Below are 17,423 nucleotides of genomic sequence, written 5' to 3'. Positions count from 1 at the left end.
CTTGGGGTCGGCCTCGCTCAGGCCGGTGCCGGGCCGGGCTCCAGCGTGCCGTGCGCGCCGTCCGGCGTCATCATCGTCATGCAGCTGCCGGCCGGCACGAGCTTCCAGGCATTCTTCTGGTAGTCGATTTTGGAGGTTCCGGCGCAGGTCGTGCCGGGGCCGGCGGCGCAGTCGTTCTGGCCCTTCATCGCCACGCCGTAGCATTTCTCCTTGGTGGCATCCTGGGCGACAGCCGCGCCCGGCAGGGCGGCGGCAAGGGTGAGTGCGGTGGCGAGCGAGGCGGCGAGCGCATGGGTGGTTCTGGTCATGTCTTGTCCTTAGATGAGAATGGAGATGGTTTGCGGCCGGGCTCAGGCCGGGGTCAGCATGCCGTGGCTGCCGTCGGGCGCCATCATCGTTGCGCAGGTGCCGGCGGGCACGAGCTTGAAGGACTGCTTGTCATAGTCCATGGTCGCCTTGCCGGCGCAGTCGTGCTTGCCGGCGGCACAGTCGTTCTGGCCCTTCATCGCGACGCCGTAGCACTTTTCCTTGGCGGCATCCTGGGCAGCGGCGGGCATGGCGACGGAGGCGAGCGCGGTGGCGAGCGAGCCGGCGAGCGCCAGAGTGACGAAGCTGTTTTTCATGATCGGTTCTCCCTTGGAGTGGCAGGCCGAAATTGGCCTGGACATCGGGAGCTACGGGCCGGGGCGAGGAAACGTTACGCGGCCTCTCGCCGTTTTTTCGCGCCGCGGGTCCGGGCAGCGGTCGAGGATCGGAAAAAATGCCGAGCCATTTCCGTGGCTTGGCTGAAAATTCAGGGGTGACGCACAACGCCGGTAACAAAAACGTGTGTGGCGACGTAGAGGGTGTTGTGAGGCAGGCGAAGCGGGAAAGCGAGTGGGCAGACTGGATGCGCGGCGCGCTTGACGGCGACGCGCAGGCCTACGAGCGTTTCCTCTCCGCCGTCACACCGCACCTGCGCACCATGGCGCGGCGCCGCTGCGAACAGTTCGGCGCACCCGCCGGCGAGGCCGAGGACATCGTGCAGGAAGTGCTGATCGCCGTACACCTGAAGCGCGGCACCTGGGATACGGCGCGGCCGATCGGCCCCTGGCTGTCGACCATCGTGCGCCACAAGCTGATCGACAGCCTGAGGCGCCGGGGCCGCCATGTCAGCGTGCCGATCGAGGACGTGATGGAAACGCTGGCCGCCGCCGAGCGCACGGACGCGACCGACCGGATGGACGTCGAGACGCTGCTCGCGCGGCTGAAGGACCCACAGCGCGACATCGTCCGGTCCATCTCGCTGAACGGGGCGGGTGTCGGCGAGACGGCGGCGCGATTGAAGATGAGCGAAGGTGCGGTGCGGGTGGCGCTGCACCGGGCGTTGAAATCCCTGGCCGCCCTGTATCGGAGCGAGACGTGAAGACCGACGAGTTGATCAGGCTGCTGTCGCAGGACGCGCCGGTGCGCATGCGCCTCGGGCGCGCGCTGGCACTGGCGCTCGCCGCCGGCATTGTCGCATCGGCCGTGCTGCTGCTGGTTACCGTCGGGCTGCGCGACGATCTGGCAAGCGCCATCGGGACCGTGCGCGTCGCCTTCAAGATCGGCATGACGCTCGTGCTTGCCATTGCGGCCTTCGGCCTCGTTGCGCGGATCGGCAAGCCGGGTGTTCCGATCAGGCCCTGGGCGCTGGCGCTTCTCCTGCCGCTTGCGCTCATGGTCGTGGCGGTCGGGGTCGAGCTCGTGGTCGTGCCGCAGGACGCCTGGGCGGCAAGGCTCATCGGACGGAACGCCGCCTTCTGCCTGTTCTTCATTCCGGTTCTGTCGCTTGCACCGCTTGCCGGCTTCCTTGCGGCCCTGCGCAATGGCGCGCCGGAGAATCCGGGTTTGGCGGGGGCCGCCGCAGGCCTTGCCGCGGGCGCGATCGGGGCGGCGCTCTACGCCTGGCATTGCCCGGACGACAGCCCGCTTTTCGGCGTCGCCTGGTATACGCTCGCCGTCACGTTCGTCATTGCCGTCGGCTACGCCACCGGCCGCCGCTTTCTCCGCTGGTAGGGGCCGGGCGGAGCGATCCGACCGACTGACAGATCACAATAAGAAGGATGCTCACGAAATTCTCCGATCCGCCGGGAGGGCGGTTCGACGCGCCGATGCCAAGGGTCGTGAAGGCCGGTTGCCCGCCTTTGGGGGGGCATCATGCAATTTCATCAAGACGGATTCCGCACGGGCGATCCGGCGATCGCCGAGCCGCTTGAGAACGCTGGCAACGCCGCGCCCGCCGGCGAGGGCGACGTGCTGATCGTCGGCTCCGGGCCGGCCGGGCTGACGCTCGCCGCCCAGCTTTGAGCCTTTCCCGGCATCAGCATTCGCATTGCCGAGCAGCGCGCCGGCCCCATCACGCTTGGCCGGCGCCGGCATCGACTCCTTCATCGACCTGCGCGCCATCTTCCAGCAGGACCACCGCGCGCTTTCGCTCGACGCCATGCCGGCGCTCCTGAAGCCCGCCAAGGGCCGCTACGGCCTGACCGACTACGAGAAGATGTTCTGCCCCGACCTGACCGCCGGCCCCGACATCTTCGACCTGCGCGGCATCGACCGGGAGCGTGGCTGCCTGGTCGTGGTCCGGCCGGACCAGTATGTCGCGCATGTTTTGCCGCTCGACGCGTATGACGCGCTTGGCGGATATTTTTGATGGGTTCATGGCGGAACAGGGGTGAGTGGATATGCGTGGCTGATGTGTGTGGCCGCAAGGAATTGCCTTGAAGCGTGCGCATACACACCGGCGGCGGTGTGCAGTGAGACTGCAATCCAACGCTACCGTGCGAAAGCTACGCCTCCTCGTCCGGCACTGCAAAGACAAGACCGAAGATCGGCGCGAACCGTTCCAGGACCTCCACCATGATTTCATCCGGAATGATGTCTTTGGATTTTTCCGCGTTGCGATTGCGCCAGTCCATCGACTTCACCTGATCAACCTGAACCACGCCCGTGGCGCCCGTTCCAGCGCCTGTCAATGGGACCGCGAAGCCGTTAATGCGGGAGGCGTTTCCGGTGGTGGTGATCGGCGCAATGAATGCGAATCCGGTGGTCATGTTGAACTTGAAGGCCGACAGCACTAGGCCGGCATGGCGTCCGCGTTGCTCTTTGCCAGAAGAGGGCTGCATGTCTAGCCACCAGATTTCGCCTTGGGCAGGAATATTGGGTCTTACCAAGCTTCACTTCCTACCGCTGGCGCGTCGATCCACGCACGTTCCTCGGCCGAGAGCGGTGCGTTGGCATCGTACCCTTCCAGCAACTCATCAAGCGTGTATTTTGGTTTGCGGACCTTCACTGTCTGTTGGGCAGTCGGTGCCGGCTCTGCGATAACTTGCCGTCCATTCACCGAAACGATCATTTCCTGGCCTTCGGTGAGACCCAGCATGTTGCGGGCGGCGGCCGGTACAGTGAGCACTAAGGACCCCCCGGCTTTCTTCAGCTTGGAGGTTGTTGAAAAACTGCCGCCAAGGGCTTGTCCCTTGGCCGCAAAGCCGGCCTTGATGGCGCTTCCGCCCTTGGCACGGGGCTGCGTGTCGGCTTTTGTCCTTGCCATTGGTTTTATCCTCTTGATGTCGAACATTTATATAACATTGTCCCTCCGTCTCAACAAGTCCGCCACCATCGCCTCTCGGTCCGGGGTGGGCTCCAACGATTGGCAATTCGCTTCCGTCAGGTTCGGCGCATTCACCCCGGAAACGTGCATTGGCGACGTCGTACTTGCCAAGTCCCTGGGTTGGGCGGCGTAACACCGGACTTGCCGCCTTGTCACCGGCCGAAAATCGGCCCCATCGGCCCGTTGCCGCAAAACAAAATCCCTCCGTCACCCCTTGACCCTCCCATGATGGGAAGGTGCATCTAGGGGGAAGTCGTCTGGGCCGGATGGGTCGCGGGGCGAGAAGGAAACGGGTTTTCCGTGCTTTGGCGGTTCTTGCGACCTATATTCAGGCGCAAGGCCCGGCACGGGCGAGAGGTGATGAGATGAACGAACTGCCGAAGATCGATCTTGAGCAGGGGCCGGGCACGGCGCCGGGGGACGCGACAGCGGGCGCACGGGCCGGCGGGGCGGAAAAGCAGCCGGCGCTCAGGCCGATCATCCTGCCGGTCGAGGGTATGACCTGTGCCTCCTGCGTCAAGCGGGTGGAAAAGGCCGCGGCCAAGGTGCCGGGCGTGGAGGCGAGCGCGGTCAATTTTGCCACCGAGACGCTGTCAGTGACGCCGGGGCCGGGCTTTTCCGCCGAGGCGCTGGTCAAGGCGGTGAAGGATGCGGGTTACGAGGCCAGGGCCGAGACGGTGATCCTCGACATCGAAGACATGACCTGCGCGTCCTGCGTATCGCGGGTGGAAAAGGCGCTGAAAAGCGTGCCCGCGGTCGAGACGGCCTCGGTCAATCTCGCCACCGCCAAGGCGGTGGTGACGGTGCTCGGCGGCAAGGCGGCGGTTCCGGCCATGGTCAAGGCGGTCGAGAGGGCCGGCTACAAGGCGAAGCTGGAGGCGCAGGCCGGAGAGACGGACACGCATGAAGAGGCCAAGGAACGCGAGATCGGCCGGCTGACGCGCGACTTCTGGATCGCGCTGGTTCTGACACTGCCGCTCTTCGTCATGGAAATGGGCAGCCATCTCTATCCGCCGCTGCACCACACGCTGATGGATCTCTTTCCCGGTAACCTGTTGAATTACATCCAGTTCGCGCTGGCGACCGCAGTGCTCGCCGGCCCCGGACGGCGCTTCTTCATGAAGGGCGTACCGGCGCTCTTACGCGGCGGGCCGGACATGAATTCGCTGGTGGCGATTGGCACCGGGGCCGCCTATCTCTATTCGCTGGTGACGACCTTTGCGCCGGCCGTGCTGCCGGCCGAGGCGCGCTATGTCTATTATGAAGCCGCGACCGTGATCGTCACGCTGATCCTGCTCGGGCGGCTCTTGGAAGCCCGCGCCAAGGGGCGCACCGGCGCGGCGATCAGGAAGCTTGCCGGGCTGCAGGCCAAGACCGCCCGCGTCGAGCGCGACGGGCGGACGCTGGACATTGCCGCGGGCGACGTGGTGGTCGGCGATGTGGTGGTGATCCGGCCGGGCGAGCGCATTCCGGTCGACGGAACCGTGATCGACGGCGCCTCGCATGTCGACGAGGCGATGATTTCCGGCGAACCGCTGCCGGTCGGGAAGGAAGAGGGCGCCATCGTCATCGGCGGCACGATCAACGGCAAGGGTTCGTTCCGCTTCCGGGCCGACAAGGTCGGCGCCGACATGATGCTTTCGCAGATCATCCGCATGGTCGGCGAGGCGCAAGGCGCCAAGCTGCCGATCCAGATGATGGTCGACCGGGTGACGGCATGGTTCGTGCCGGCGGTCATGGCGATCGCCGCAGTGACCTTCCTCGTCTGGCTCTTCGTCGGGCCGGAGCCGGCCTATACCTATGGCCTGGTCGCGGCGGTGGCCGTGCTGATCATCGCCTGCCCCTGCGCCATGGGGCTCGCCACGCCGACCTCGATCATGGTCGGCACGGGCAGGGCGGCCGAACTCGGCGTGCTGTTCCGCAAGGGCGAGGCGCTGCAGACGCTGCGCGACGTCGATACCGTGGTGATGGACAAGACCGGCACGATCACCAAGGGCCGGCCGGAACTGACCGATGTCGCGGTGGTCGACGGCTTTGCCGAGGCCGAGGTGCTGGCGCTCGCCGCTGGCCTGGAGGCCCGCTCGGAGCACCCGGTCGGCGAGGCGATCGTCAAGGGCGCCGAGGCGCGGGGGCTGACCATAGCCGCGGCCGAAGGCGTGGAGGCTTTGGCCGGCTATGGCATCACCGGCACGGTTTCCGGCCGCACGGTTGCGGCCGGCGCCGACCGCTACATGGTCAAGCTCGGGCTCGACGTTTCGCCCTTCGCCAAGGTGGCGGGTCGGCTGGCGGGCGAGGGCAAGACGCCGCTCTACGTGGCGATCGACGGCAGGCTTGCCGCGGCACTGGCCGTCTCCGACCCGCTGAAGCAGACCAGCATCGCGGCGATCAAGGCCTTGAAGGATCTGGGTCTTTCCGTCGTCATGGTGACCGGCGACAACCGCGCGACGGCGCAAGCGATCGGCCGCGCGACCGGCATTGACGAAGTGGTGGCCGAGGTTCTGCCGGACGGCAAGGTCGCGGTGATCAACGCGCTGAAGGAGAAGGGCCGCAAGGTCGCCTTCATCGGCGACGGCATCAATGATGCGCCGGCGCTGGCCAGCGCCGATACCGGCATTGCCATCGGCACCGGCACGGACGTGGCGATCGAAAGCGCCGACGTGGTGCTGGTCGGCGGCGATCTCGGCTCGGCGCTGCATGCCATCGAGCTCAGCCGCGCGGTGATCCGCAATATCGGCCAGAACCTTTTTTGGGCATTCGGCTACAACGTCTTGCTGATCCCGGTTGCGGCGGGCATCCTTTACCCGAGTTTCGGCATTCTGCTGTCGCCCATGGTCGGCGCGGGTGCCATGGGCCTTTCGAGCGTCTTCGTGCTGACCAATGCGCTCCGCCTGAAACGGACTCGGGTGACCGAGCTTGGCGGGCAGGACAGAAGCGCCGGGGCCGCAATGAGGCCAGGTGAAGAGGCCAGAGGATGAAGACTGACGGCATGAACATCGGCGAGGCCTCGGAGGCCTCGGGCGTTTCGTCGAAGATGATCCGCTATTACGAGGAGATCGGTCTGGTGCGCCCGGCGCACCGGACGCCAAGCAATTACCGCGTCTATGGCGAGGACGAGGTACACCGGCTGCGATTCGTGCGCCGCGCCCGCTCGCTCGGCTTCTCGCTCGAGGAGACCGAACAACTGCTGACGCTGTGGGCCGACAAGGCGCGCACCAGCGCCGAGGTGAAGAAGCTGGCGCTCGACCATATCGCCGAGCTGGAGGAGAAGATCGCCGGCCTGCAGGCCATGGTGGGCACGCTGCGCGAACTGGCGGACTGCTGCCATGGCGACGAACGGCCGAACTGCCCGATTCTCGCCGATCTGTCCGGCGGCAAGACGGCGCGCGAGCCCGAGCCTTCGCCGCCCCGGGCGCTGCGGCGGGTGGCGGGCCGGGCTTGAGCAGGGGCGCGCGATTTACCCCTTGACCTTCCTACGGTGGAAAGGTGCAAGAAGGGTATGGCGCGAATGTCTGCCAGGAAAGGACAAGGAATGAGCATGACCAATCTGTTTCAGGTCGAGGACATGACCTGCGGCCACTGCGAGAAGGCGATCACCAGGGCGCTCGACGAGGCGCTGCCGGGAGCGGCGGTGAAGATCGACCTGAAGGCGCATGAAGTGTCGGTCGAGGGCGATGCGGCGAAAGCCGAGGAAGCGATACGCGAGGCCGGCTATACGCCGGTCCGGAAAAGCGCCTGACGGCGTGGGGTCCCGGGGGGTAAGGGGCCGGCGGCCGGGGAGCGATCCCCGGCCGCTGTTTTTTTGTCGGCAAGGTCTGGGCCGGGAGGCGACTCCCGGCCTTGCTTCTTGTTTAGGAAGGCAGGCGCTGTCCGTCCCGCTTCTCCCCGGCGGGGAGAAGGTGGCGCGTAGCGCCGGATGAGGGGGGCGAAGCCAATTGATGGCGGCGCACTTGGCCCCCTCATCGCCTCGCATTCACTCGGCACTTCTCCCCGCTGGGGAGAAGAGGGCGTCCCACACCGGCGCCTCGTGGTCGGCAGCTGAATTGTCGAGCGATCGTAGTGGCTTGTCGGAAGCCTGTCTTTGGCCGGGCGGAGACTCCCCCTTTTTTGGTCTTGGAGGGCAGGCGCTGTCCGTCCCGCTTCTCCCCGGCGGGGAGAAGGTGGCGCGTAGCGGGGGATGGGGGGGGGCGAAGCCAATTGATGGCGGCGCACTTGGCCCCCTCATCGCCTCGCATTCACTCGGCACTTCTCCCCGCTGGGGAGAAGAGGGCGTCCCACACCGGCGCCGCGTGGCCGGCAGCTGAATTGTCGAGCGATCGTAGTGGCTTGTCGGAAGCCTGTCTGTGGCCGGGCGGAGACTCCCCCTTTTTTTGTCTTGGAGGGCAGGCGCTGTCCGTCCCGCTTCTCCCCAGCGGGGAGAAGGTGGCGCGTAGCGCCGGATGAGGGGGCTTTCGCGGAGAATACAATGGCTTCGCCCCCCTCATCGCCTCGCATTCGCTCGGCACTTCTCCCGGCTGGGGAGAAGAGCGCGTCCCACACCGGCGCCGCATGGTCGGCAGCTGAATTGTCGAGCGATCGTAGTTGCTTGTCGGAAGCCTGTCTGTGGGCTGGCGGAGACTCCCGTCCCTTTTTTGGTCTTGGAAGGCAGGCGCTGTCCGTCCCACTTCTCCCCGGCGGGGAGAAGGTGGCGCGTAGCGCCGGATGAGGGGGCTTTCGCGGAGAATACAATGGCTTCGCCCCCCTCATCGCCCCCCTCATCGCCTCGCATTCGCTCGGCACTTCTCCCCGCTGGGGGGGGAAGAGGGTGTCCCACACCGGCGCCGCAGACAGATGGCCGCGTATTCGATTTTCGTCGCCTTGGTTCTTGCGTATCTACGGAGCTTCGTACATATATGAGAATATATATGTTTGAACCGGAAGGCCTCCCCCATGTCCAAGAACTATCACGACATCACCAAGCAGATCTCCAGCGGTATCAGGACCCTGCGCAAGGATATCCCTGACGTGATGGCCGGCTTTTCGGCCATGGCGCAGGCGGCCGGCAAGGATGGGGCGCTGGACAAGAAGACCAAGGAACTGGTGGCGCTCGGCATTGCCATTTCCACCCGCTGCGACGGCTGCATCGGCTTCCACACCGAGGCGCTGGTCAAGCTCGGCTGCACCCGCGCCGAGTTCGAGGAAACGCTTGGCATGGCGGTCTACATGGGCGGCGGCCCGTCGCTGATGTATGCCGGCGACGCCATGACGGCCTGGGAACAGTATGGTGGGGCGGCCGAGTAAGAACGGCCCTTTGCCTTTTGCTCCAGGACCTCTCCCCGCTTGAGGGGAGAGGCTGCCGTGCCGATCGGGATCGGACCGGATTTGGCGGTATCGCGGCACGCCCGCCGGCGCTAGACTGTGGCTCGACGAATCCCATGGAGTTGCTCCGATGCGCCGACTGATCCTGACTTCGCTTGGCCTTCTTTGCCTGCCGGCGCTGGCGCTCGCCGGCGAACCGGCCTTCTACCAGAAGGCGGCAAGCTCGCTCGCCGAATGCGAGAAGGCCTTTTCCGACACCACGCCCGACTTCAAGCGCCGCCGCGACTTCTTCATCCGCCGCACCACCGACGGCCGCGAACGGGTGATCCACTGCCTGCCCGACGGGGTGGTCGAACTGTTCTGCGACCCCGAGGCCAACCGCTCGATCGTCGCGGTGCTGGAGGGCGAGACCCTGCCGATCTGCGCCAAGCTTTCCATGGGCTTGAAGGTGCGCAAGGAGAAGACGCTGATCGCGCAGTGAGGGGGGGCTTCGGGCTGTTTGAGGGCGCAATGGCGGCAAAAGGAAAAAATTCAGAAATATAGGAATAAATACCTTGACGACGTGACGGTCGTTTGATAGGGTTCAGGCATAGTCGGAAAACTGCGGCCGGATCCTTCGAGGCCCGGCTGCGCCGGGCACCTCAGGATGAGGGGCTTCGGCGGGTGGGACCGGCACAGGGATTTTGGTCAAGGCTCGGGCAACCGGGCCTTTTTTGTTGGGCGCGGGGTGTGCGTCTATCGGGGCGGGCCGTGGCGGGAGCCATCCCCGCAGCTTCAGGGACCCCCTCACTGGCAAAATCTGAGGTTTGGCCTGTCGGCCAAGCCCTCGATTTTGCTGTCTCTCCCTCCAGGGGAGAGACGAAGCGAAGCCTCGAGGCGAGGAGATTGTCATGGATCACGAACAGGATATGGACCTGGCTCTGCTGGGCTTTTCGCCCGGCGGGGACGGGTGGCGTGGGCCGCAGCGCCTGGGCGCGGCGGATGCGGCGGGGCTCGAGGTGAAATCCACCGACGCGCTGTCGCCGCTCGATCGGCTGGCGGCGCTGCTCGACGACCTGACGACCGAGATGCGCGAGCAGTTCGAGCTGTTTCGCAAGCTGCGGGCCACGGCCGAAAAGCTGATCGACGGCGCCGACGAGGCGGCCGCCAAGGCGGCGCGGGCCGATGCCAAGGCGGCGACCGACGCCATCGCGCTGATCGTGCGCACGCTGGAAAAGATCGACAGCCTGCAGCGCCAGCTGGCGCGCGACCGCGGGGACGCGGCCTTGGCAAGCGGCGAGGGCGAGGATGAAGACGCGATCACGGCAGAACTGCTCCGCATCATCGAAGCCCAGGCCGAAGCTCGGGCGAAAGCCCGGCTCGCCGCCTGGCGGAACGCCACCGAAGGGTCCGCCGCCGCGGGGATCGGTGGGGCAATCGAGCCGGCATCGACGCCTGATGCGGGAAGCGGCTGAGGCAAAGATCGTCGTGCGCCGGAGCAGACAGGCCGGCCGGGTTTTCGGTGAGCTCGGGGACGGCATGCAGACGGCCTTGAAGGAGCGTGCCCATGCTGCGCTCGACTGCGGGACGTCGCTGACCGGTGTGCTGGGCGCCAGTCTTCATGAAAGCGGGGCGGCGGGGCTCGATGGTCCGGCTGTTATGGCTGCAGCGGCTGATGGCGACCGGCCGACCGCACCTGGCGACACGGAGCCGCCGATCGCCGAGGCACCGGACACGGCCGATCCCACTTCCGCGGCACTGGAGAAAGACCTTGCCGCCCTGGTTGCCGAACGCGGTCTGCTCGCCAGCCGGCGCATCGGGCGCAGCTGGGTGGTCACCGGCCGCGAGGAACAGAGGCCTCCGAAGGGCGACTGGTCGACCTGGCTCGTCATGGGCGGGCGCGGATCGGGCAAGACCCGGGCCGGGGCCGAATGGGTGCACGGGCTGGCGCTTGCCGCCGGCGCGCGCACGGATCTGCGGATTGCGCTCGTCGCCGAAACGCTGGGCGATGCCCGCGAGGTGATGATCGACGGGGCCTCGGGCATTGCAAGGATTGCCCGGCGCCTGCGGCCGGAGGTGGAGATTTCCCGGCGCCGGATCGTCTGGCCAAACGGGGCGATCGCCCAGATCTTTTCGTCGGAGGACCCGGAAAGCCTGCGCGGGCCACAGTTTCACTATGCCTGGTGCGACGAGCTGGCCAAATGGAAACATGCCGAGGAGACCTTCGACATGCTGCAGTTCGGGCTTCGGCTGGGCGAGCAGCCGCGCCAGCTGGTGACCACCACGCCGCGCGCCGTGCCGCTGCTGAAGCGGCTGATCGGTGACACGGAGACGGTGGTGACGCGGCTGTCGACCGCCGACAATGCCGCCCATCTGGCGCCCGGTTTCATCATGGCGCTGGAGCGGCGCTATGGCGGCACGCGGCTGGGGCGCCAGGAACTCGGCGGCGAGCTGATCGAGGACCGCGAGGACGCGCTGTGGAGACGCGACCGGCTGGAGGCGCTGACGGTGAGGCTGATCGAGCCACTGCGGCGCATCGTCGTGGCGGTCGATCCGCCGGCCGGCAGCGGGCCGGCCTCGGTCTGCGGCATCGTCGTGGCCGGGGTGATGGAGAATGGCCGGGGCGCCGTGCTGGCCGACTGCTCTGTCGAGGGCAGGAGCCCGGCCGATTGGGCACGCGCCGTGGTCAATGCCTATCGCCGCTTCGAGGCGGACCGGGTGGTGGCCGAGGTCAACCAGGGCGGCGACATGGTGGCGGCCATGCTGAAGAGCGTGGAAGCCAACCTGCCGGTGAGCATGGTGCGGGCGACGCGCGGCAAATATCTGCGGGCCGAACCGGTGGCCGCCCTCTACGAGCAGGGCCGGGTGGTGCATGCCGCCCGCTTCGTCGCGCTGGAGGACCAGATGTGTGATTTCGGCCCGGACGGGCTATCCGGCGGCCGCTCGCCGGACCGCCTGGACGCGCTCGTCTGGGCGCTGACGGCGCTGATGCTGGAGGGGACCGGCGAACCGCGCATTCGCGGGATGTGAGGCCTTGATCCTTCGGGGCCCCTTTGGGGCACATCGGGGTGAGGGGGGCTTGGCACCGGCGACAGCCCTCACCCCGAGGTGGGAGCGTAAGCGACCCTCGAAGGGCGTGGGCGGATGGTATCCGCGGCGTTTGATAGGGCTGGGTGGCCTTGATCCTCAGAGGCCCCTGCGGGGCACCTCAGGATGAGGGGTGAGGTGGAGGGCTGGATTGGCTTCGATGTGTGGCGGAGTACCCCCTCACTTGGAATTTCTAGCACTTGGCTGAAGCCAAGATGCTGAAATTCCTTTCTCTCCCACGAGGGGAGAGAAAGGGGCGCCGAGCCAACGGTAGCCCCACCGTAGGATGCGCACCGGCGGTAGCCCTCACCCTGAGGTGGGAGCGTAAGCGAGCCGCGAAGGGCGGGGGCGGATTGTGTGCACAGCGATTGTTGGGGTTGGTGGCCTTGATCCTTCGAGGCCCCTTTGGGGCACCTCAGGATGAGGGGTGAGGTGGAGGGCTGGATCGGCTTCGATGTGTGGCGGAGTGCCCCCTCACTTGGAATTTCTAGCACTTGGCTGAAGCCAAGATGCTGAAATTCCTTTCTCTCCCACGAGGGGAGAGAAGTCGCCTCCGGCCAAAACAAAACCGGCGCCAGGGGCGCCGGTCGGAAGGGTGGGCGGAAAAGTTTACTTGGAGGCGGAGGCCGGCTGGGGGGATGCCTGGCGCATCTGGCGCCATTCGTTCTCCAGGCGCTCCAGCACATGGGCCGGGATGGTGGCGGCGGGAGCCTTGGTCTGGGTCGTGCTGTTGATCTGCATCGCGCTACTCCTCACGGGGTTCATCTCGGTAGTCAAACTCGGAATGCGGCGGAAAGTTCCACAGTGTTAAAATTTTGTAAATACGACCTTCCGCCCCTCTAAACGATTGAAATTCCTTCAAACGATTTAATCGCCCAAGAAAATTCGGTGGTGGTTAACCGCGGCGCCGGGCGAGGGGGCAGAACGGGGCGAAAGCACCGACGGGCGGGCCAAAACGCCGTTGCGACAGGAGACCGGCATGATTTTCGACGAGCAACGATTCTTCAAGGCGGCGCGGCGCGACCTGTTTTCCGGGCGGCTGAACACCGCCCAGGTCTCGGGCATGACGGCGCTCATTGCCGGCTGGCGGGCGCTGACCGATACCGACGATCCGCGGCGCCTCGCCTATTGCCTGGCGACCGCCTTCCACGAGACGGGCGGGCGCATGCAGCCGGTGCGCGAGACCTTTGCGCCGAGCGACCGGGCGGCGATGCTGAGGCTCGAACGGGCCTATGCGGCGGGGCGCCTGCCTCAGGTGCGCACGCCCTATTGGCGGCTCGATGCCGAGGGCAAGTGCTGGTTCGGCCGCGGGCTGGTGCAGATCACCCACAAGCGCAATTACGAGCGGCTGTCAGCGGCGATCGGCGTCGACCTGGTCGCGGACCCCGGCCGGGCGATGGAGCTCGACGTGGCGGTGAGGATCCTGGTGATCGGCATGCGCGACGGGCTGTTCAGCGGGGTGACGCTCGCCGACGCCTTCGGCCGCGACATGGCCGATTGGACCGGCGCCCGGCGCATCGTCAACGGCCGCGACCGGGCCGCGCTTGTGGCGGGCCATGGACGCGCCTTTCTGGCGGCGATGACGGGGCCATGAGCGGTGCCGGGATCGGAGGGGCCGCGTTGCGTGACGGGACACGCATTGAGCGCCGCCGCCGGGCATGCTATCGCCGCTCGCCGGCGCGTCTGCGCCGCACGCAAACGTCCAATCGGAACGCAAGGCCCGTGATCCGCCATATCGTCTTCTTCACCGTGCCCGAACGGGCCAATCTCAAGGCCGTGATCGAGGGCCTGTCGCTGCTCACCGGCATTCCGCATGCGCGGCGGCTGGAGATCGGCACCAATATCCGCGCCGACCGTTTCGACGGGCGGATCGACGTGGTGGTCCATGGCGAATTCGACGACGAACAGGCGCTGGCCGCCTATCACGCCCATCCGCTCTACCAGCAGTCGATCGACCGGGTGAAGCCGCTGCGCGGCGAGCGCTATGCGGCGGATTACGTGGTGGAGGATGCGGTGGGGGGAGGCGTCATCCCCCTCACCAACAAAATCTGAGGTTCAGCCTTCGGCTAAGATCTCGATTTTGTATCCTCTCCCTCGCTGGGGAGAGGAACGGCGCGGCTGGCTCGAGATCCTCTTCTCCCCAACGAGGGAGAAGACGCGAAATCGGCGTCTTAGCTTTAGCTAAGTGCCAGATTTCGCTGATGAGGGGGCTGGACCGCCGCGAGCAATCTGCAACGTCCTTTGCACCGGTCGCATCCCCGGCTCTCCGGGAAGGGCCATCGTATCAATTCGCCCCCTCACCAACAAAATCTGAGGTTTAGCCTTCGGCTAAGCCCTCGATTTTGTATCCTCTCCCTCGTTGGGGAGAGGAGTGGCGTCAGGCTCGGCCCTCCAGAACCTCCACGACATGGACGAGGGCCTGGCTGACATCCGCGTAGATCTCCTGGTTCCAGAAGCGGAGAATGCGGTATCCGAGCGAGGCCAGATAGCGGTCGCGGTGTTCGTCGCGCGGGTCTTCGGCATGCTGAAAGCCGTCGAGTTCGATGATCAGTTTCCTGTCCGCGCAGACAAAATCGACAATATAGGGGCCAATCGGGACCCGGCGCCGAAACTTGTGGCCGTTCAAAAGCCGGTTGCGGACGTGCGACCAGAAGATCGCCTCAGGATCGGTCGCATCGATGCGCATCTGCCTGGCCCGCTTTCGGGCCAATTCGGGAAACTCTCTGGCCATCGCGGCTCTCCGCAGAATGACAAATCATGCCGTTTCACCGAAGACGACGCAAGCCCGCCGCGCCCCTCCTCTCCCCAGCGAGGGAGAGGATACAAAATCATGATCTTAGCGACAGCTAAGTCGTAGATTTTGTTGGTGAGGGGGACAGGCTGGTTTCTGCAGGCGGCCCCCTCATCTGCGAAATCTGGCACTTGGCTTTCGCCAAGACGCCGATTTCGCTTCTTCTCCCTCCAGGGGAGAAGAGGTCGCGGCGTTACCCCAACCTCGAAACAACAGGAAACATCCGATGAGATTGCCGTTTCGACTGCCGTGGGTTTTCCCGGCGGAGCAAGGAGCCGTGTCCGACGCCAAGGCAGTGGGGGGCGGGGTGTCGCTGGTGGCGGGCGAGGGGGAGGCGCGGTGGACCGGGCGGTCCTATGCTTCGCTGTCGCGCGAGGGCTTCATGAAGAACCCGGTGGCCCACCGCACGGTGAGGCTGGTGGCGGAAGCCGCCGCCGCCATTCCCTGGCTTGCCTACCGCGACGCGCAGGAGCTCGACCGGCATCCGGCGCTTGCGCTGATCGGGCAGCCCAATGCCCGCATGGGCGGGGCCGACTTCTTCGAGGCGCTCTACGGCCACCTGCTGCTGTCCGGCAATGCCTATGTCGAGCCGCTGGCGATCGGCACGCGGCCGGCGGAACTGCATCTGCTGCGGCCCGACCGGGTGGCGGTGGTCGCCGGCGCCGACGGCTGGCCGGAGGCCTATGACTATCGTGCCGGATCGCAGAGGCGGCGGATCTCGGCGGGCGGCGGCTCGGCGGGAGGCGCAGGCGTTGGCGGCGGGGCTGGAGGCGGGGCCGGGCGGTGCGGCGGGCTTCTGCATCTGAAACTCTTCCATCCGCTCGACGACCATCTCGGCTTTCCGCCGCTGGCGGCAGCCCAGGTTGCGCTCGACCTGCACAATGCCGCGGCGCGCTGGAACAAGGCGCTGCTCGACAATTCGGCCCGGCCCTCGGGCGCGCTGGTCTACCAGCCGAAGGAGGGCGGCAATCTCTCGGCCGACCAGTATGAGCGGCTGAAGGTGGAACTCGACGAGGGCTATTCCGGGCCGATGCGGGCCGGGCGGCCGCTGCTTCTGGAAGGTGGGCTCGACTGGAAGTCCATGGGGCTGTCGCCGAAGGACATGGATTTCGTCGAGGCGCGCAACGGCGCGGCGCGCGACGTGGCGCTCGCCTTCGGCGTGCCGCCCATGCTGCTCGGCATCCCCGGCGACAACACCTATGCCAACTACCAGGAGGCGAACCGGGCGTTTTACCGGCTGACCGTTCTGCCGCTGGTTTCTCGCACCGCTGCGAGTTTTTCCGGCTTCCTCTCGGGGCTCTATGGCGAGCCCTTGCGGCTGGTGCCGGACCTCGACCAGGTGGCGGGACTGGCCGTCGAGCGTGACGCGCTGTGGGCGAGGCTCGGGGCGGCGGATTTCCTCACCGAGGAGGAGAAGCGGCAGGCGGTGGGGTATTGAAGGTGTGCGGATTGACCCTCACCCCGAGGTAGGAGCGCAGTGAGCCTCGAAGGGTCCTGGCGGCGGGGTCGCGGCCTCGATCCTTCGAGGCCCCTGCGGGGCACCTCAGGATGAGGAGAGGCGTGGGGCGGCGCGGTGTCGGCTTGCGATCTCCCCCCTTGAGGGGGAGATGCCCGGCAGGGCAGAGGGGGGTAGCTCCTCGCGCGACGGCGGATCACCCCCCTCTGTCACTCCGTGACATCTCCCCCTCAAGGGGGGAGATCAGCCGGCGCAAAGCGCCCGGCGACTTCAAGCTGAATCGGAAGATGAGGCCGTTGAAGCGACACATGCAGGGCTTGAATCAGGCTCTGAGAAGTAGGCTGCAAGCGATTCAATCGACTCGGGAAAACGCGGCCACTTGAAGTGTTGCGCGAAGCGGGTTGCGCAGGGGCAACTGCCCTGTCCGCGGGCCGGATCGTGCGTCCAGCGGCGAAGGTCGAAACGGCCCCGACCGGATCGGCGTAGGCCTTCGAATTTCATTATTTTAGCGATGAGAGATTAACAAATGACTGACTTCAGCCATGACGGCGGTCTGTGGAGCGCACGCGTGATCGGGGCGGTGGCGGGGTCGGCGATCTCGCTCGTTTACCTGCTGCCCAAGGGACGGCGCGAGGCGGCGATCCGGTTTCTGACCGGGGTCTGCTGCGGCATGATCTTCGGCGGGCCGGCGGGGCTGTGGATCGTGCGCAAGCTCGACGTCGCGGCCGAACTCTCGCCGCCGGAGACCATGCTCGCCGGCGCGACGGCAGCAAGCCTCACCGCCTGGTGGGGGCTCGGGCTGCTGGTGCGGCTCTTCGCCCGCTACGGCCAAGCGGCCGGGCGGGTGAGGGGGAGACCTCACCCTGCCGTCGGGGATCCTTGCCCCTTGCATGTTCAAACTGCATCGATTGTTGGATGATTGATGCGCTCTCCGGCGGATGGCCATCCGCCGGAGAGCGGACGGTCGGGACCGCGCGCCCCTTGGCAAGAACCGGGGATGAGATTGGTCCGGCCGTCCTCGCGTTTGTCCTGAACAGATGATGGGGAGCAAGTCCCGCATGCAAGGCAAGGTTTCGTTCGAAGAAAACGCGATGGCGACAGTCTACGTCGGCGTGGACGTGTGTAAAGAGTGGCTCGACATTCACCTCCATCCGCTCGGCGAAAGCCGGCGCTTTGGCAATGAC

The 17,423-nt window shown here is 66.3% G+C and carries 21 protein-coding genes and 1 pseudogene; 16 read left to right on the top strand and 6 right to left on the bottom strand.

Features of this window, described 5'->3' with window-relative positions; all coding sequences use genetic code 11:
- Window positions 1–17: 17 nt before the first annotated feature.
- Together L867_RS0120575 and L867_RS0120570 are read right to left on the bottom strand one after the other, a co-directional pair.
- Window positions 18–308, bottom strand: a complete 291-nt coding sequence (locus L867_RS0120575; RefSeq protein ID WP_028738594.1) for a BufA1 family periplasmic bufferin-type metallophore — start codon at window positions 306–308, stop codon at window positions 18–20.
- Between the two features lie 42 nt (window positions 309–350).
- Complete coding sequence (locus tag L867_RS0120570) at window positions 351–623, bottom strand: BufA1 family periplasmic bufferin-type metallophore (protein ID WP_028738593.1); 273 nt, start codon at window positions 621–623, stop codon at window positions 351–353.
- Window positions 624–850: 227 nt separating this feature from the next.
- On the opposite strand from L867_RS0120570, the gene L867_RS0120565 reads away from it, so the two are divergent.
- The 4 genes from L867_RS0120565 to L867_RS0120550 all read left to right on the top strand — a co-directional run bounded on the left by L867_RS0120565 (window position 851) and on the right by L867_RS0120550 (window position 2,674).
- A complete protein-coding gene (locus L867_RS0120565; RefSeq protein WP_028738592.1) occupies window positions 851–1,405 on the top strand; it encodes a sigma-70 family RNA polymerase sigma factor in 555 nt (184 codons plus the stop codon).
- Window positions 1,402–2,037, top strand: a complete 636-nt coding sequence (locus L867_RS0120560) for an NrsF family protein (RefSeq protein WP_028738591.1) — start codon at window positions 1,402–1,404, stop codon at window positions 2,035–2,037. Before L867_RS0120565 ends, L867_RS0120560 begins: the two co-directional genes overlap by 4 nt.
- A gap of 141 nt (window positions 2,038–2,178) precedes the next feature.
- Window positions 2,179–2,328 (top strand): hypothetical protein, encoded by a 150-nt coding sequence (locus tag L867_RS27555; protein ID WP_156951581.1) that lies wholly within the window; start codon window positions 2,179–2,181, stop codon window positions 2,326–2,328.
- Between the two features lie 55 nt (window positions 2,329–2,383).
- Window positions 2,384–2,674 carry a hypothetical protein gene (locus tag L867_RS0120550; protein ID WP_028738590.1) on the top strand — a complete coding sequence of 97 codons (291 nt, stop codon included), beginning with the start codon at window positions 2,384–2,386 and terminating at the stop codon, window positions 2,672–2,674.
- A 136-nt stretch (window positions 2,675–2,810) separates the two neighbouring features.
- On the opposite strand, the gene L867_RS25980 is transcribed toward L867_RS0120550, so the two are convergent.
- Entirely contained in the window at window positions 2,811–3,194 is a 384-nt protein-coding gene (locus L867_RS25980; RefSeq protein WP_146086597.1) for a type II toxin-antitoxin system PemK/MazF family toxin, read from the bottom strand.
- A complete protein-coding gene (locus L867_RS0120540) occupies window positions 3,188–3,598 on the bottom strand; it encodes an AbrB/MazE/SpoVT family DNA-binding domain-containing protein (protein WP_051439137.1) in 411 nt (136 codons plus the stop codon). Before L867_RS0120540 ends, L867_RS25980 begins: the two co-directional genes overlap by 7 nt.
- A 398-nt stretch (window positions 3,599–3,996) precedes the next feature.
- Between L867_RS0120540 and L867_RS25975 the strand changes: the two genes are divergently transcribed.
- The 7 genes from L867_RS25975 (at window position 3,997) to L867_RS25965 (ending at window position 11,935) form a co-directional block, all read left to right on the top strand.
- Window positions 3,997–6,606, top strand: a complete 2,610-nt coding sequence (locus L867_RS25975) for a heavy metal translocating P-type ATPase (RefSeq protein WP_084638670.1) — start codon at window positions 3,997–3,999, stop codon at window positions 6,604–6,606.
- Between the two features lie 11 nt (window positions 6,607–6,617).
- The gene (gene cueR, locus L867_RS0120530; protein ID WP_028738588.1) at window positions 6,618–7,070 is read left to right on the top strand and encodes a Cu(I)-responsive transcriptional regulator; all 453 of its coding nucleotides are present in this window, start codon (window positions 6,618–6,620) and stop codon (window positions 7,068–7,070) included.
- Window positions 7,071–7,166: 96 nt separating this feature from the next.
- The gene (locus L867_RS0120525; RefSeq protein ID WP_028738587.1) at window positions 7,167–7,367 is read left to right on the top strand and encodes a heavy-metal-associated domain-containing protein; all 201 of its coding nucleotides are present in this window, start codon (window positions 7,167–7,169) and stop codon (window positions 7,365–7,367) included.
- A gap of 1,190 nt (window positions 7,368–8,557) precedes the next feature.
- Window positions 8,558–8,908 (top strand): carboxymuconolactone decarboxylase family protein, encoded by a 351-nt coding sequence (locus L867_RS0120520; protein ID WP_028738586.1) that lies wholly within the window; start codon window positions 8,558–8,560, stop codon window positions 8,906–8,908.
- 148 nt (window positions 8,909–9,056) lie between these two features.
- Window positions 9,057–9,407 (top strand): hypothetical protein, encoded by a 351-nt coding sequence (locus tag L867_RS0120515; protein ID WP_028738585.1) that lies wholly within the window; start codon window positions 9,057–9,059, stop codon window positions 9,405–9,407.
- A 409-nt stretch (window positions 9,408–9,816) separates the two neighbouring features.
- Window positions 9,817–10,380, top strand: a complete 564-nt coding sequence (locus L867_RS28080) for a hypothetical protein (RefSeq protein WP_051439136.1) — start codon at window positions 9,817–9,819, stop codon at window positions 10,378–10,380.
- Window positions 10,381–10,444: 64 nt separating this feature from the next.
- Window positions 10,445–11,935: a DNA-packaging protein gene (locus L867_RS25965; protein ID WP_232363986.1), complete on the top strand. Its 1,491-nt coding sequence runs from the start codon at window positions 10,445–10,447 to the stop codon at window positions 11,933–11,935.
- A gap of 666 nt (window positions 11,936–12,601) precedes the next feature.
- On the opposite strand, the gene L867_RS28155 is transcribed toward L867_RS25965, so the two are convergent.
- Window positions 12,602–12,733, bottom strand: coding sequence for a hypothetical protein (locus tag L867_RS28155; protein WP_269748272.1), 132 nt, complete (start codon window positions 12,731–12,733; stop codon window positions 12,602–12,604).
- A 238-nt stretch (window positions 12,734–12,971) separates the two neighbouring features.
- On the opposite strand from L867_RS28155, the gene L867_RS0120495 reads away from it, so the two are divergent.
- Window positions 12,972–13,586 (top strand): glycoside hydrolase family 19 protein, encoded by a 615-nt coding sequence (locus tag L867_RS0120495; RefSeq protein ID WP_028738584.1) that lies wholly within the window; start codon window positions 12,972–12,974, stop codon window positions 13,584–13,586.
- A gap of 128 nt (window positions 13,587–13,714) precedes the next feature.
- On the top strand, window positions 13,715–14,044 hold the full coding sequence (locus tag L867_RS0120490; RefSeq protein ID WP_028738583.1) for a Dabb family protein: 330 nt from the start codon (window positions 13,715–13,717) through the stop codon (window positions 14,042–14,044).
- Between the two features lie 325 nt (window positions 14,045–14,369).
- Here L867_RS0120490 and L867_RS25960 read toward each other — a convergent pair whose 3' ends face one another.
- Window positions 14,370–14,723, bottom strand: a complete 354-nt coding sequence (locus L867_RS25960; RefSeq protein WP_084638669.1) for an endonuclease domain-containing protein — start codon at window positions 14,721–14,723, stop codon at window positions 14,370–14,372.
- Window positions 14,724–15,009: 286 nt separating this feature from the next.
- Here L867_RS25960 and L867_RS0120480 point away from each other — a divergent pair, with 286 nt between their 5' ends.
- The 3 genes and pseudogenes from L867_RS0120480 to L867_RS28255 form a co-directional block, all read left to right on the top strand.
- Window positions 15,010–16,221: a phage portal protein gene (locus L867_RS0120480; protein ID WP_028738582.1), complete on the top strand. Its 1,212-nt coding sequence runs from the start codon at window positions 15,010–15,012 to the stop codon at window positions 16,219–16,221.
- Window positions 16,222–16,765: 544 nt separating this feature from the next.
- Window positions 16,766–17,158: a DUF6107 family protein gene (locus L867_RS25955; protein ID WP_232363985.1), complete on the top strand. Its 393-nt coding sequence runs from the start codon at window positions 16,766–16,768 to the stop codon at window positions 17,156–17,158.
- 139 nt (window positions 17,159–17,297) lie between these two features.
- Window positions 17,298–17,423 (top strand): annotated as a pseudogene (locus L867_RS28255) (IS110 family transposase); the annotation flags it as partial.

Source organism: Paenirhizobium selenitireducens ATCC BAA-1503 (genome assembly GCF_000518785.1).
In the GTDB taxonomy this organism is placed as follows: Bacteria; Pseudomonadota; Alphaproteobacteria; order Rhizobiales; family Rhizobiaceae; genus Allorhizobium; species Allorhizobium selenitireducens.
This window is presented reverse-complemented; position numbering and strand designations above follow the sequence as displayed.

Excerpts from the sequence above, each read along its gene's own strand:
- L867_RS0120575 (WP_028738594.1), bottom strand. The coding sequence starts at position 308 with ATGACCAGAACCACCCATGCGCTCGCCGCCTCGCTCGCCACCGCACTC.
- L867_RS0120570 (WP_028738593.1), bottom strand. The coding sequence starts at position 623 with ATGAAAAACAGCTTCGTCACTCTGGCGCTCGCCGGCTCGCTCGCCACC.
- L867_RS27555 (WP_156951581.1), top strand. The coding sequence starts at position 2,179 with ATGCAATTTCATCAAGACGGATTCCGCACGGGCGATCCGGCGATCGCC.
- L867_RS0120540 (WP_051439137.1), bottom strand. The coding sequence starts at position 3,598 with ATGTTCGACATCAAGAGGATAAAACCAATGGCAAGGACAAAAGCCGAC.
- L867_RS25975 (WP_084638670.1), top strand. The coding sequence starts at position 3,997 with ATGAACGAACTGCCGAAGATCGATCTTGAGCAGGGGCCGGGCACGGCG.
- cueR (WP_028738588.1), top strand. The coding sequence starts at position 6,618 with ATGAACATCGGCGAGGCCTCGGAGGCCTCGGGCGTTTCGTCGAAGATG.
- L867_RS0120525 (WP_028738587.1), top strand. The coding sequence starts at position 7,167 with ATGACCAATCTGTTTCAGGTCGAGGACATGACCTGCGGCCACTGCGAG.
- L867_RS0120520 (WP_028738586.1), top strand. The coding sequence starts at position 8,558 with ATGTCCAAGAACTATCACGACATCACCAAGCAGATCTCCAGCGGTATC.
- L867_RS0120515 (WP_028738585.1), top strand. The coding sequence starts at position 9,057 with ATGCGCCGACTGATCCTGACTTCGCTTGGCCTTCTTTGCCTGCCGGCG.
- L867_RS28080 (WP_051439136.1), top strand. The coding sequence starts at position 9,817 with ATGGATCACGAACAGGATATGGACCTGGCTCTGCTGGGCTTTTCGCCC.
- L867_RS25965 (WP_232363986.1), top strand. The coding sequence starts at position 10,445 with ATGCAGACGGCCTTGAAGGAGCGTGCCCATGCTGCGCTCGACTGCGGG.
- L867_RS28155 (WP_269748272.1), bottom strand. The coding sequence starts at position 12,733 with ATGCAGATCAACAGCACGACCCAGACCAAGGCTCCCGCCGCCACCATC.
- L867_RS0120495 (WP_028738584.1), top strand. The coding sequence starts at position 12,972 with ATGATTTTCGACGAGCAACGATTCTTCAAGGCGGCGCGGCGCGACCTG.
- L867_RS25960 (WP_084638669.1), bottom strand. The coding sequence starts at position 14,723 with ATGGCCAGAGAGTTTCCCGAATTGGCCCGAAAGCGGGCCAGGCAGATG.
- L867_RS0120480 (WP_028738582.1), top strand. The coding sequence starts at position 15,010 with ATGAGATTGCCGTTTCGACTGCCGTGGGTTTTCCCGGCGGAGCAAGGA.
- L867_RS25955 (WP_232363985.1), top strand. The coding sequence starts at position 16,766 with ATGACTGACTTCAGCCATGACGGCGGTCTGTGGAGCGCACGCGTGATC.